This window comes from Streptomyces triticirhizae (genome assembly GCF_003696235.1).
GTDB classification, from domain to species: domain Bacteria; phylum Actinomycetota; class Actinomycetes; order Streptomycetales; family Streptomycetaceae; genus Streptomyces; species Streptomyces triticirhizae.
Genome location: NZ_RFFJ01000049.1, coordinates 1 through 13,831 on the forward strand (window position 1 = coordinate 1; position 13,831 = coordinate 13,831).

General features: G+C 71.1%; 10 protein-coding genes. 3 read left to right on the forward strand and 7 right to left on the reverse strand.

Annotated features, from left to right (window positions below; genetic code table 11):
- Positions 1-1,604, forward strand: a 1,604-nt coding sequence (locus EBN88_RS30510) for a hypothetical protein (protein WP_199742327.1), incomplete at its 5' end; no start/stop codon positions are given.
- 89 nt (positions 1,605-1,693) lie between these two features.
- Here the strand turns inward: EBN88_RS30510 and EBN88_RS11535 are convergent.
- The 5 genes from EBN88_RS11535 to EBN88_RS11555 form a co-directional block, all read right to left on the reverse strand.
- Positions 1,694-3,973, reverse strand: a complete 2,280-nt coding sequence (locus tag EBN88_RS11535) for an MMPL family transporter (protein ID WP_122183744.1) — start codon at positions 3,971-3,973, stop codon at positions 1,694-1,696.
- 34 nt (positions 3,974-4,007) lie between these two features.
- Positions 4,008-4,892 carry an SDR family NAD(P)-dependent oxidoreductase gene (locus EBN88_RS11540; protein WP_122183745.1) on the reverse strand — a complete coding sequence of 295 codons (885 nt, stop codon included), beginning with the start codon at positions 4,890-4,892 and terminating at the stop codon, positions 4,008-4,010.
- A 63-nt stretch (positions 4,893-4,955) separates the two neighbouring features.
- Positions 4,956-5,939 carry an aldo/keto reductase gene (locus EBN88_RS11545; RefSeq protein ID WP_267902550.1) on the reverse strand — a complete coding sequence of 328 codons (984 nt, stop codon included), beginning with the start codon at positions 5,937-5,939 and terminating at the stop codon, positions 4,956-4,958.
- A gap of 150 nt (positions 5,940-6,089) precedes the next feature.
- Complete coding sequence (locus EBN88_RS11550) at positions 6,090-7,304, reverse strand: MFS transporter (RefSeq protein WP_122183747.1); 1,215 nt, start codon at positions 7,302-7,304, stop codon at positions 6,090-6,092.
- Positions 7,305-7,322: 18 nt separating this feature from the next.
- The gene (locus EBN88_RS11555) at positions 7,323-8,384 is read right to left on the reverse strand and encodes a cytochrome P450 (protein WP_158621355.1); all 1,062 of its coding nucleotides are present in this window, start codon (positions 8,382-8,384) and stop codon (positions 7,323-7,325) included.
- Positions 8,385-8,790: 406 nt separating this feature from the next.
- On the opposite strand from EBN88_RS11555, the gene EBN88_RS11560 reads away from it, so the two are divergent.
- Together EBN88_RS11560 and EBN88_RS11565 are read left to right on the forward strand one after the other, a co-directional pair.
- Positions 8,791-9,672 (forward strand): helix-turn-helix transcriptional regulator, encoded by an 882-nt coding sequence (locus tag EBN88_RS11560; RefSeq protein ID WP_158621356.1) that lies wholly within the window; start codon positions 8,791-8,793, stop codon positions 9,670-9,672.
- Positions 9,673-10,185: 513 nt separating this feature from the next.
- Positions 10,186-11,628 carry an FAD-binding oxidoreductase gene (locus EBN88_RS11565; protein ID WP_233580605.1) on the forward strand — a complete coding sequence of 481 codons (1,443 nt, stop codon included), beginning with the start codon at positions 10,186-10,188 and terminating at the stop codon, positions 11,626-11,628.
- Between the two features lie 68 nt (positions 11,629-11,696).
- Here the strand turns inward: EBN88_RS11565 and EBN88_RS11570 are convergent, their stop codons facing one another.
- Entirely contained in the window at positions 11,697-12,779 is a 1,083-nt protein-coding gene (locus tag EBN88_RS11570) for an NAD-dependent epimerase/dehydratase family protein (RefSeq protein ID WP_122183751.1), read from the reverse strand.
- A complete protein-coding gene (locus EBN88_RS11575) occupies positions 12,767-13,789 on the reverse strand; it encodes an AfsA-related hotdog domain-containing protein (protein WP_122183752.1) in 1,023 nt (340 codons plus the stop codon). Before EBN88_RS11575 ends, EBN88_RS11570 begins: the two co-directional genes overlap by 13 nt.
- Positions 13,790-13,831: the final 42 nt, after the last annotated feature.

The window sequence follows — 13,831 nt, forward strand, 5'->3', positions numbered from 1 at the left end:
ACGACCGGCTGGGCGCCCTCGCGCACGCCGGCGCGCCCGCAGCGCTGCGCGCCGCCGTGGCCGCCGAGCTGCGCCGGCGCGTTCCCGAGCCCGCGCCCGTCACCCCCGAGGCCGCCGAACGACCGAACGCCGCCCAACTCGTCCTGCGCCACCCCGAGCTGGCCCCCGAGGTCTTCGCCGCCGCCGTTCCCCTGCTGCCCGGTCCCCCGGCCCAACTCGCCGAGGGCCAGGAGCTGAACGCCTGGGTGGCGGCGCACGGCGCGGCGCTCACCACCTGGCGCGCGCTCTGGCGCGAGGTGCTCACCACCCACCCCGGCCGGATCGCCGAACTCTGGGAGCTGCTGGCCGACGGACAGGCCAGGGCCGTGGTCAGCGAACTCCTTTTGGGCACCCTTCCACACGCCGTTCCCGCCGCGCTGCTGGTCCACCTCGCCGAGGCCGACCTGGCCCGCTTCGCCGGCGCCGCCCTCACCAGCCGGATCTGCCGGCTGCGCGTCGAGGGCCACACACCCGAGGAGACCGCCGCGCTGGTCGCCGAGGAACTGGCCGCGCTCCCCGAGCCGGACCGCCGCCTTCCGCTGGCCTACCTGGGCACCTTCGGCGCCACCCCGGAACGCGGCCTCGCCACCGCGACCGACTGGATCGCCCGCGCCCTCGCCGAACGCTGGCGCCCCCTGCTGACCCCGGACCCCGCCGACCCACACGCGCCGCCTCGGGCCGCCGAAGGCCGACCCGCCCCCGTCTGGCGCACCCCGCCCGAGACCAGGGCCGCCCTTCGCGACCGGTTCGCCCGGGCCGCCCTCACCGCGCTCGAACTCTGGCGTCCCCGCCCCGGCTTCCCCGTCACCCAGCCCCAACAGCTGCTCTGGCTGGCCGAGTTGGCCACCCTGCTGCCCGCATACCGCCGCGAGCTGTGGACCCGCGCCGCCGAACTCCTCGCCGACGCCGAGCGCGGCCACGCCCACCGGCGCCGCCGCAGGGGCGCCTACCCGGCCGCCGAGGACCCCGCGTTCGACCGTGCCCTGACCGCCGTCCGCAGGGCGCTCGGCCTCGGTTGGCGCGGCATCCCCGCCAACCCGCCGCTGGTCGAGCTGAGTTGCCAGCCGCCCGAGACCCTGGAGCGCATGGCCGGCCCCGGCGCCCGCGACGCCACCCTCGAACGCCTGCTGCTGGCCCACGCCGTGCGCGGCTACCCCTCGGGACCCGACGTCGAGACGCTGCTGGCCCGGCACACCGCGCCCACCGCCGCGTTGCTCCGCCTGACCACCCGACTCCCCGACCTGCTCGGTGAGCACCCCGGCGCCGCCCGCGCCTGGACCGAGGCCGTGACCCGCAGCGCGCACCGCGACGCGCCCACCCTGCGCGCGCTCCCGGCGCATCTCGCGCTGGCCGCGCCCCCGCCGGCCGGCGACGACGGCCGCCCCACCGTGCTGAGCCTCGTCGTCGAGGCCCTCGCCCAACGCCCCGACTCCTGGCGCCACTTCTCCACCGCACCGCTGCGCGGCCACACCCTCGGCGAGGCCGTCGACCGGGCCATCGCCCGCGAAGACCCGAAGGAGAGTCCCCAGCCGCGGACGAGAGCCACCGACCTCCCCCCTTCCTGACGGTGTTCGTGCCGGGGGCGGAAAGCCATCATGGCGCGCCCACGGGGGTCGGGCGCGCCATGACGATCAGGGAATCGCGGTGCCGGGAATCAGCCCGCGACGTCGGTCCGTTCGCGTTCGGGGAGTGGCCCAGGGGCCGCCGCCGGGGTGGACGGCGTGCCCTCCTCGCTGATGCCGAACCGCGCGTGAAGGCTCTTCAGCGGGCGCGGGGCCCACCAGTTGGCGCGGCCAAGCAGCCGCATGACCGCCGGCATCAGCAGACCACGGACCAGGAAGGCGTCCAGGAGCACCGCCAGGGCGAGCCCGAGGCCGAGCATCTTGAGGTTGACGACCTGGGAGGTGCCGATGGCGACGAGCACGATGGCCAGCACGCCGGCCGCGGCGGACACCACGCCGCCGCTGCGGCGCAGGCCGTGGACGATCGCCTCGGACGTGTCGCCGGTTCGGTCGTACTCCTCCTTGATCCGGGAGAGGACGAACACCTCGTAGTCCATGGTGAGGCCGAAGGCGACGCAGAACATCAGCACCGGCAGGGTCGCGGCGACGAATCCCGTGACCGTGAAGTCGCCGACCACGCCGGTGAGATGCCCCTCCTGGAAGACCCACACGACGGCGCCGAAGGTGGCGCCGAGGCTGAGGAAGTTCAGCACGATGGCCTTCAGCGGGACCACCAGGCTGCCGGTCATCAGGAACAGCAGGACGGTGGTGGCCAGCAGGATGATCGCCAGCGCGCCGGGCAGCCGGTCCGCGATGGAGTCCTGGGTGTCGACCAGTTCCGCCGCGCCACCCGCGACCAGCACGGGGAAGGGCGAGTCCAACTGCCGGATGTCGCGGACGAGCTGCTGGCTCTCGGGCGAGACGTCCTCCACGGAGGGGATCACGGACAGGTAGGTGGCCGAGCCGTCCTGGCTGACGAAGGCCGCGTTGGCCGGTCCCGGCTCCACCACGAGCCGGCCCTCCTGGTGCACGCCGGCGGCCGATTCGACGCGCGCCACGCCCTCAAGCTCCGAGACGCGGGCCGCGTAGCCGTCGATCTCGGACAGCTGTGCCTGCGCGTCCACACCGTCGCCCAGGACCTCCAGGGCCCCGGTGGGCCGGGCGTCGAACGTCTCCCGGATCACGTCGTGGACCTGCCGGGACTCCAGGGTGTCGGGCAGCTGCCGGTCGTCGATGTTGCCGAAGGACACGGAGAACACGGGCAGCGCCATGACGACCAGCACGGCGATGCCGGCGCACACGAACCCGACCGGGCGTCTGATCACCGCCCGGCCAACCGCCGCCCAGCGCCGCCCCGGCGTCGCCGAGCCGTCCCGGCCGGCCGCGCGGCGGCCGCCGAAGAGCCGCGTGAGGTCGGCGGAGTTGATCCGGTGGCCCAACACCATCATCAGGGCGGGCAGCATGACGAGCGCGGCGGCCGCCGCGATCAGGACGACGGCTATGCCCGCGTACGCGAAGGAGCGCAGGTAGTACATCGGGAACGTCAGCAGTGCCGAGAGCGACACCGCGACGGTCAGCGCGGAGAAGGCGACCGTGCGACCCGCCGTGGCCATCGTGATCCGGATGGCCTCCTGGGTCGGCCGCCCGGCGTTCAGCTCCTCGCGGTAGCGGCGGACGATGAACAGGCCGTAGTCCACGGCGAGTCCGAGCCCGAGCGCGGTGGTGAGGTTCAGCGCGAAGATGGACACGTCCGTGAAGCCGGTCACGACCCGCAGCGCCGCGTTGGTGCCCATCACGGTGACCAGCGCGACGCAGATCGGCAGCAGGGCCGCGATCGCGCTGCGGAACACCAGCACCAGCACCAGCAGCGTCAGCGGAAGGGCGATGATCTCCGCGAGAAGAAGGTCATCCTGGCTCTGGGTCTCGACGTCGTAGCGGATCTGGGTGGCGCCGCCGAACGCGACCTCGACCGGCCCGTGAACGCCCTGGTAGTCGGGGGTGATCCGCTCCAGGGTGTCACCGGCCTCGTCCTCGGTGCCGGCGATGCGCGCGACGATGAGCGCGTGCTGGCCATCGCCGCTGCGCAGTGCGGGGGACCCGGTCGCCCAGTAGGAGTTCACGCCGAGGACGTCGTCCTCCTGGGCGAGCTGGTCGGCCAGCCGCGTCCCCTCCGAGGCCACCGCCGGGTCGTCGACGTCCGCGCCGTCCCGCACCGTCACGAGGAGGGCGAGGTTGGGGCGGCCGTCGGTGAACTTCTGGTCCAGGAGTTCGGCGGCCTGGGTGGACTCGGCGTTCGGGTCGGTCGTGCCGCCGTTCTGTAGCCGCTCCGCGACGCCGCCGCCGAGGACCACGGATGCGGCGACGAACAGCAGGGCCAGAAGAAGGAACAGGCGGGGCCGGGTCGTGGTCGATCTGGCCAGCCACTGGAGCATGGGAGGGCCTTTCGTGGGGCTCTTTCGCAGGTGTTCAGCGGGAGTTGAGCGCCGCTTCGGAGGGGAAACTCGACTTCTTCAGGCCGACCGAACTCATCAGGATGCTGTCCCGCAGTCGGTCGGGCAGCCGGCGCAGGATGGCCAGTGCGCGGGCGTCGGAGCCAACCCGGTAGCGGGTGGCGGGGCGGCGCGCGGTCACGGCCTTGACCACGGTGGCGGCCGCCTTGTCGGCGGGGGTGCGGCTCTGCTTGGCGGCGGCGGCGCGACCGTCCGCCAGGGCCTGGCGGTAGCAGGACTCGGCCTCGGGCCCGCCGCGCCAACCGGCTTCGGCGGCGGCCTGGTCGGCCTTGTCGAAGATCGCCGTCTCAAGGGCGCCGGGCTCCACCAGGCTGACCCGCACCCCCTGGTACCGCAGTTCCATGCGCAGGGCGTCGTTGAGCAGGGCGAGCGCCGCCTTCGAGGCGGCGACCGGGCCGAAGAACGGCACCGACACCCGCGCGGTGATCGCGCCGACGTTGACCACCCGGCCGCCGGCCAGCCGCAGCGCCGGCAACAGCGCCTGGGTGACGGCGATCTGGCCGACGACGTTGATCTCGAACTGACGGCGCAGTTCCTCCGGGCGGACCAGCTCGACGGGGCCCTGAACGATGACGCCGGCGTTGTTGACCAGGGCGTTCAGGCCGTGCTCCGCGATCAGCGGGCTGATCTCGGTCACCGCGCCTGACACGGAGTCGGGGTCGGTGACGTCGAGCGTCACGGGGGTGACGCTGCCGCGCGGCAGGTCGCTCAGCGCCTGCTCGCTGCGCACGGCCGCGATGACGTGCCACCGCGCGGCGACGAGCTGGTCGACGATGCGCCGGCCGAGCCCGCCCGAGGCTCCGGTGACCAGCGCGGTACGGGGTTGCGAGTTCGCACTCATCAGTTCTCCTAGATACCTACTGCTCCGCCTGGTCGGCGGAGGCTCACGGCAACCTCGGCCCCCTCAGTCCTCCTCGACGAGGTGCGTCAGGCTGGGGGGAAAGCGGTCGCCGACGAACGCGCCGCGTGGCGCCGCCTCCTCGATCAGGGCGAGGTCGTCCGCGCTGAGGTCCACGTCCAGCGCACCGGCGTTCTCGTCGAGCATGTCCCGGTCCTGGCTGCCGGGGATCGGCACGACGCCCTGGGCGACCAGCCAGGCGAGACAGAGCTGCGCGGTGGTGCAGCCCTTGTCGCTCGCGATCGTGTTGAGGCGCGAGACGATCGCGCCGTTCCGCTCCAGGTTGTCGGGCGCGAACCGGGGCAGGAAGCGCCGAAGGTCGGTCTCGGCCAGGTCCTCGTCCCGCAGGATCTGACCGGACAGCAGGCCGCGACTGAGCGGGCCCCAGGCCACGAACCCGATGCCCAACTCCCGGCAGAGCGGCAGGATTCGCTCCTCGACGAAGCGCGTGGCCAGCGAGTACTCCGTCTGTAGCACGCTGATGGGGTGCACGGCGTGGGCACGGCGAATGGTGCCGGGGCCCATCTCGGAGAGGCCGATGAACCGGGCCTTGCCCTGCGCCACGATCTCCGACAGGGCGCCCACGGACTCCTCGATCGGCACCTCCGGGTCAAGGCGGTGCAGGTAGTAGAGGTCGACGTGGTCGGTGTCGAGGCGCTTGAGGCTGGCGTCGATGGCGCGGTGGATGTGCTCGGGCGAGCCGTCGAGGGCCACGCCCGACTCGGTCCTGATCATGCCGCACTTGGTGGCGAGGGTGACCTTCTCACGCCACCCACCGCGCAGCGCGCTGCCCACGATCTCCTCGGACACACCGTCGCCGTACATGTCGGCCGTGTCGATGAAGTCCAGGCCATGGTCAATGGCGCGGTGAATGGTGGCGACGGACTCGGGATCGTTTCGCTCACCGTAGAACTCGGCCATTCCCATGCACCCAAGGCCCAGGGACGAGACCTCCAGGCCATCCGCGAGCTGTGTGCGCTTCGTGCTCACTGAACCCTCCAGCAACTAAAGGAACCACTAAGGGAACAACTAAGGAAAAGGAGAAGAAGAAGGAGAAAAGAGCGGTGGAGGCGCGACGGAACCCGGATGCCTCCAGCAGCGTATGAATGGCGTCGCTACCCAACAAGGGTGGGAAAACTACTAGCGGTCACGCCACCACCGAATTCCACAGACCAGGGCCGCGACGCCCGAAAGACCGCCGCCGAGCAGGCACACCGCCGACCAGCCCCAGGCCGCGTACGCCCCGGCGGAGGCCATGCCACCCACCGCGCCGCCCATGAAGTACGCCGTCATGTAGACCGAGGTGACGCGCCCCCGGATCTGGACCGGAAGCCGGTATATCTCGCCCTGGTTGCTGAGGTGGGCGCCCTGGGCCGTGAAGTCGACCAGGATCGCGGCCAACAGGAGCAGCCACAGCTGACTTCCGCCGCCCAGGGCCGGCAGGAAGGAGAGCGTGACGCCGGTCAGCATCAGGAAGGTGAGGCGCCCTCCGGGGGCGCGGTCGGCCTGCCGCCCCGCGATGCCGGCGGCGACGACGCCGCCCACCCCCAGGAGGCTGACCAGACCCACCGCGCCCGAGCCGTAGTGGTACGGGTCCCCGGCGAGGAGGAACGGCAGCGGCGTCCAGAACGCGGCGAACGCGGCGAAGCACAGCGCACCGTACAGCGCGCGCTCGCGCAGCACCGCGTGCTCGCGCAGCAGTCCGGGCAGGGAGGCGATCAGGGCGCCGTAGCCGTGCGTCGCGGGTTCTGGCCGCTTGGCCTCGGGCCGCAGGCGCAGGGCCAGCAGCAGGGTCAGGATCAGCGAGGCGGCGGCGGCGCCGAGGTACACCGGGCGCCAGCCGACCAGTTCGCCCAGCACGCCGGACAGGAAACGCACGAGCAGCGAGCCGATCAGCAGGCCGCTCATCACGCTGGCCAGCACCCGGCCGCGAGCGTGCTCCGGCGCCCGGGAAGCCGCGTAGGGAACCATCACCATCACGACGACGGCGCCCGCGCCGACGCCGAAGGCCACCAGGTACAGCAGTGCCAGGGAGGGGGCCAGGGCGGCGGCCAGCAGGGCGGCCGCCTCCACCGCCATCAGCACCAGGATCAGGCGCCGTTGGTCGAGCATGTCGCCCAGCGGCACCACCAGGACGAGCCCCAGGGCGTAGGCCGCCTGGGAGAGCACCACCACCAGGCTGGTCGACGGCTGGCTGGCGTCGAAGTGGTCGGCGAGGACGTCGAGCAGCGGCAGCGCCAGGTACAGGTTGCCCACGGTCATCCCGCAGGCCACGGCCAGCAGCAGCACCGGCACCCGCCGGGGCGACGAGGCGCCCCGGCCGGTCGCCGTGGGGGGTGTGACGGCCCGTTCCATCGCGTGACTCCCTGGGTGTCAGTCGACGGCGATCGGCAGCGACTCCAGGCCGCGCAGCGTCAGTCGTGGCCGGAACCGGACCTCGTCGAAGTCGGCGTCGAGCCGCAGGCGAGGGAAGCGGGTCAGCAGGGTGGTGAACGCGACCTGCGCCTCGACTCGGGCCAGACCCGCGCCCAGGCAGTAGTGGATGCCGGAGCTGAAGGAGAGCACGCTGGCCTCCTGGCGTGTGACGTCGAAGACGTCGGGGTCGGTGTAGCGGCGCGCGTCACGGTGCGCGGAACCGACGAGACCGATGACCGAGGCCCCGGCGGGGATGAGGGTGCCGCCGATCTCCAGGGCCTCGTCGACGACGCGGTTGACGAGCTGTGTGGGGCTGTCGAAGCGCAGCATCTCCTCGACCGCTCCCGGTATGAGTTCGGGCTCGGCCCGCAGCCGCGCCATCTGCTCGGGGTGGGACAGCAGCGCGAACAGGCCGTTGCCCAGCAGGTTGGTGGTGGTCTCGAAGCCGGCGCCGAAGAGCAGGTTGCACATGCCGATCAGCTCGCCCTGGGTGAGCCGGTCATCGCCGTCCTTGGCGGCGATCAGCGCGGACAGCAGGTCATCGCCCGGTTTGGCTCGCCGCTCGTTGACGAGATCGGTGAAGTAGGCGTCGGTGATCGCCGCGCCGGCGTCGCAGGCCGCGAGGTCCTCGGCGGTGAGGCCCAGTTCGTACACGTCCTGGAAGGCCCGCATCGGGTCCTGGAGGTGGGGCAGGTCGGCCTCCGGCAGGCCCAGCATGGTGCCGGTGGCCATGGCGGGCAGCGGGTAGGCGAACTCCTTCATGTAGTCCAGGGAGCCCGCCTCCTGGAGACGGTCCGCGAGGCTGCTGACCATGCCCTCGATCCGGGGGCGCATCCCCCGCACGGCCTTCGCCGTGAAGGCGTAGCTGGCGAGCTTGCGCAGTCGAGTGTGGTCCGGCGGGTTGATCCACAGCAGGATGTCGGGGAGACGGCGCAGCGCGGCGTGCTCCGGCCACTCCTCCTTCTTCAGCCAGGGAGCGAATACCCGGTACGGGTCTTTGAGGCCCTGCTGATGACGCATCAGAGTATCTACGTCGTCATATCGCGTGACGACCCAATGCCCCAGAGCGGTCTGGTGAACGGGGGTCAGCTCACGGACGCGCTCGTAGCGAGGATACGGATCGGTCAGCCCTTCCGGGGTAAGAAAGAGGTCTGCAAGGATGCTATCGACGGCATCCGCAGACACCAGATCATCACTTTGACCAGAAGGGATGTTACTCTGTGTATCCATGACGTCTCTCGTCTAGGTGGATGACGCGTGAGGACAGCGGACGGCCACTCGTCCCGTCGAATTCCCAGTGTTCGGTGACCGAAGTTTCCCTGGAAGACCACTGAGAGCACTATTGGTCACAGCACCACCGATCCGGCCCGAGCGGCCACACAGACCACAAATGTGCCGTACAGACATAAGGGGGGGTATATACGGCATGGCAAAAAGAGACGAATTACGACGCAAGGAGCTGGCAGACTTCCTGAGATCTCGACGCCGGAGGGTCGACCCGTCCGTTACGGGTCTGCCGCTGGCATCGTCCGGGCGCAGACGTATGCCCGGGCTGAGACGCGAGGAGGTCGCGCAGATCTCCGGGGTGAGCCTGACCTGGTACACATGGCTCGAACAGGGGCGCGATATCAACGCCTCTGAACAGGTGTTGAACAGCATCGCGAAGGCGTTACGGCTGTCCCCCGTGGAGCAGGCTCACCTGTTCCGGCTCGCCGGAGAGAAGGCGAAGGGACCGGCGGCGGTGGAGACCGAGTCGCCGCTCCACGTGCAGGAGTTGCTGGACCTGCTCAACCCGAATCCGGCGTACGCCATCAACCGGTTCTTCGACATCCTGGCCTGGAACCGCGCCGAGGAGGCGCTGCTGCACCTCACGCTGGCCGAGCTGCCGAAGGCCCAGCGCAACGTCATCTGGCTGCTCTTCAATGACCCGCGGGCCCGCGACCTGCTGCCCGACTGGGAGTCGGAGGCCCGGTGGCTGGTGGGGATCCTGCGGGCGGAGTCAGCCCACCAGCCGGGCGCCCCACGACTCATCGAGCTGGTTGACGAACTCCGAGCCGGCTTCCCGGAGTTCGAGCGGCTGTGGCGCAGCCACGAGCTGGGGTCCTTCACCCCCGCCGAACGCAGGTTCAACCACCCGAAGGTGGGGAGCATGAGGCTGCTCTTCATGAAGCTGGCCGTCGAGGGCTCCGAGGGATGCAGCGTGGTGACGCACTTCGCGGCCCCCGACTCCCCGGAGCGGGAACTGTTGGCCCGGCTGGTGGCGACATCCCCCACCGGCGGCGACGCTCACCTCGGACCACCTTCGTAAGGGCCCGAGGCCGGACGGGCGAGTCCGATGTCCCGGGCCGGTGACGGGGCATGAGGAGAGGGTGTTCAGGGCCACGGTGTGACGCGGGACCTGAACACCCTCTCGACCGCGCCCGGCCTTCGGGCCGTCGCCGAGGTCGATGGCCGCCGCGATCTGGCACAACTCGTGGCACTGGCAACGCCGGTGATAGTGGGATCAGCACCCCGGAATCCCCTCGGAGGGGCTGGTGAACGGGACCTACGATGAGCGGAATTCGGCCTGTCCGTTATTGGGTGCCGAATTGTGCCCTGGCCCCTTCTGCCGCTTTTTCATGGAGATTCCGCTATGACCAACGGGGTTAACAGACGCCGGTTGCTTGCCGGTATCGCGACCGCGTCCGCCGTGTTTCCGCTCTCTGTCGGCGCGCGGCAGGCGGCCGCGGAGGAGTCGATATCGGCCGACCAGTGTGGTGCGGAGCCCGACCTCCTCAGCGTCGTTCCGCAGGATTCCCGGTATGCCGAGCTGAGTCGGGGGGTGAACCAGCGTTGGGTGGCCACGCCCGAGGCCGTTCATCTGGTGGGCTCCGCCCGGCAGGCTCAGCACGTGGTGCAGGCGGCGGTCGACGCCGGGAAGCGGCTGTCCGTCCGCAGTGGCGGACATTGTTACGGCGACTTCGTCTGCAATCCCGAGATCGACGTCATCCTCGACGTCTCCCTGATGAACGAGGTGTTCTACGACGCGGAGCGACGCGCCTTCTGCGTCGAGGCGGGTGCCCAACTCGGGCAGATCTACGAACAGCTCTACCGGGGGTGGGGAGTGACCCTGCCCGGCGGGGCCTGCCTGACCGTCGGCATCGGCGGGCACGCCAGCGGCGGCGGCTTCGGAATGCTCACACGCAAGTACGGTCTTGTCGCCGACCAGATCGAGGCCGTGGAGATGGTCGTGGTCGACGCGTCGGGGCAGGCCCGCACCGTGGTGGCCTCCCGCGATCCCGAGGACCCCGCTCACGACCTGTGCTGGGCCGTGTCGGGTGGGGGAGGCGGCAGCTTCGGTGTCATCACGCGCTTCTGGTTCCGCTCCCCGCAGGCCACCGGCACCGATCCCAGCGCGCAACTGCCGGCCCCGCCGCCGGAGGTGTTGATCGGCCTGGCCGAGGTGCCGTGGAGCGCCCTGGACGACGCCGAGTTCGGCTCCCTGATGCGCAACTTCGCCGACTGGCACATCGCCAACGGCTCGGTTGACTCGCGCTTCATCGACCTGTCCGGGTATCTGGTGCTGAGGCAGGGACCCCAGGGCGGCGTCTCGCTGTTCACGCAGGTCGACGGCGGCAACCCGAACGCCGACCAGCTTCTGGCGGACTACACCGCTGCCCTGATCAGGGACACCGGCATCCCCGCCACCATCCCCACCCGCCGCGTGAGCTGGCTGGCCTCCACCAAGCTGGTGGGCACGAGCAACCAGGCGATGTTCTATGACCACTCCCTGCGCAGCGGCACGAAGTCGGCCTTCCTGCGCCGAGGCTTCACGGATGAGCAACTCGCCGTCATCCACCGGCACATGGTGCGCGAGGACTACAACAACCCCCACGCCGCGATCTCCCTGAACGGCGGAGGCGGTCAGCACGACGCGGTTGATCCGGCCGCCACTCCCTACCCGCACCGGGACACGGCGTTCTTCGCCCTCTTCGAGAGCTTCTGGACGGCCCCGGGCGAGGACGCCACCCATCTGGGCTGGCAGCGTGAGGTCTTCCGGGACACCTTCGCCGACACCGGCGGCTACCCGGTCCCCAACGACCAGACCGACGGGTGCTACTTCAACGACCCGGACACCGACATCATGGACCCGGCGTACAACGCCTCGGGCGTTCCCTGGCACGCCCTCTACTTCAAGGACAACTACCGGCGCCTACAGGAGGTGAAGTCCCGCTGGGACCCCTCCGACGTCTTCCGCCACGCGCAGTCCGTTCGCCCGCTCTGACGCCCACGCGCGAAGGCCGCTGTCCCGGGCGGGAACGACCCGCCCGGGACAGCGGCCATCTCAGGGGGCTACGACGCGCCGCTCGTGGCCACCGCGGTTCCGAGGGCCGGGTGGCGCCGGTGCCAGTCGGCCTGACTCCGCATCGTCTCGGACAGGGGCCGGAAGACCACGCCGAGTTCGGCGATCGCCCGCTCAGAGCTGACCCTTCTCCTGTTTCCCTCAAGCAGGGCCCGCACGCCCGCCCGCGTCGCGGGAGGAGTGCGGCCACGCACTCGTGCCGTCGTCTCGAGCAGCGCCGCCACGGCCATCGCGCTTCGGGCGGGCACCGCCCGGGGCGCCGGGCTCCCCGCCGCCTGAGCGGCCAGCCGGCAGACCTCGGGCAGCGGCACCCAGCGTCCCGCGACGACATAGCGCCGCCGGTGGCGCCCGTCCACCGCCGCCCGCACGCAGGCAGCGGCGACATCACGGGCGTCCACCACATGGTTCCCCGCCTTCGGAACGGCCCTCAGCGAGCCGTTGGCGACTGAGAGGAACAGCCGTCCGGCGGATGTGGGGCCCGCGTCGCCCGGCCCCCACATCCAGCCGGGAAGGATGATCGGCACCCGCACCGGCAGATCGGCGGGAAGCGCGGCGATCATCTCCTCGGAGCGCACCTTGCTGTCGTAGTACCCGTTCCGCCTGGTGTGCCGGCCCGGCGGGGTGTCCTCGTCGGCGGGCCTGTCCCGCGTTCCGGAGCCAAGGGTGCCGATGGAGCTGAGGTGCACGACCGTCTCCACGCCACACGCGGCCGCGGCCAGTATCAGCGCGCGGGTCGCGTCGACGTTGGTCCGCAGCAGCAACTCCCGGTCCCCACCGCCGGGCGCGTAGTACTCCCTGAAGTACGCCGCCGTGTGGATCACGGCGTCGTGTCCCGGCAGCAGCGCCGCCAACCCCTCGGTGTCCCGCAGGTCGCAGCGCCGCAGCGTCAGCCCCTCGCCGGCGGGGAGCAGAGCCCTGGCGCGGGCCTCGTCGCGGACGACGGCGGTGACCTGGCTGCCGAGATCCAGCAGCCGGCGGACGGTGTTGCCGCCAAGCAGCCCCGTCGCGCCCGTCACCAGGACCCGGCGCGGGACCGAATCCGCCCCGGGCGCGGGATCGTTCAGATGCCCCACTGCACAACCTCGACCCGGATGGTCGTGGTCACCGTGGAGCCCTGCGCCACCTCGATGGTCACCGGCACGGCCAGCGTCGACAGCGTGTCATGGCGCTGGAGGCCGTCGGCGCTGGCCCGCAACTCGGTCACGTGGTCCAGCTCGGCGTAGTCGTTGAAGTCCGTGGTGATGCCGCCGATGGTCAGGGTCTCCGCCGAGAGACCGTGGAGCCGGGAGACGGAGGCTATCGCCAGTTGCCGTGCCGCCTCCATCTGGAGGTGTCCCGGCACGTGGTCCAGCGGGTGGTCGAACATGTGGGGATGGCTGGGGTCCGTCACGAGCACGCAGGAGGCCTCACTGCGGCCGGTGAAGACCGGCTCGGTGATGAAGATGTTCCGCGGCTCCCGGCGTCCCACGGTGGTCGGCGCCGCCGGCGTGAAGCGCGGCAGCCGGGCGTCGGGACCGGCGGTGCGCCGCTTGGCGCGCAGCTTCTGGTACGCCTGCGGGGAGAGCACCAGGAGCGTGCCCTCGCCGAGGAGGACCACGCCGCCGTCGAGCGACACATCGCCGGTGAAGGTGAAACCCTGGAGGCGCCCCGCCTTGTTGCGCCGGGGTTCGACCTTCATCCGGACCAACACCTGTGCCGGGTCGGTGCCGATCCTCAGCCGCTCCACGTCCACGGTGCTCAGGTGGAGGTGGCGGAAGATGAACACGGTGCCAAGCTCGACGCCCAGGTAGCGGTGCGCTGCCAGCACGCCGGCCTGACGGACCACCTCGATCAGCAGGGTGTAGTCGTAGATCGGGGCGTTCTCGCCGATGAGATGGCCGCGCGGGAGCTGCGCCGCGACAGCGTAGGTGTGCGGTGCCGTCTCGGCGGAGTCGGTGACGAACACCTCCGCCACCGAGGTGCGGTGCACGAGGTTGCGGGGCACGGTGGCGTCGTAGGAGAGGGCCGCGAGCGGCTGTGTGGTCGCGGTCGGCTGGGGCACGGTCGGCTGGGTGGTCGTCGAGCTTGTTTCGGAAACGGTCATGAGCGGACGGTTCTCTTTTCTCAAGAGCGGAAGTGACCGGTG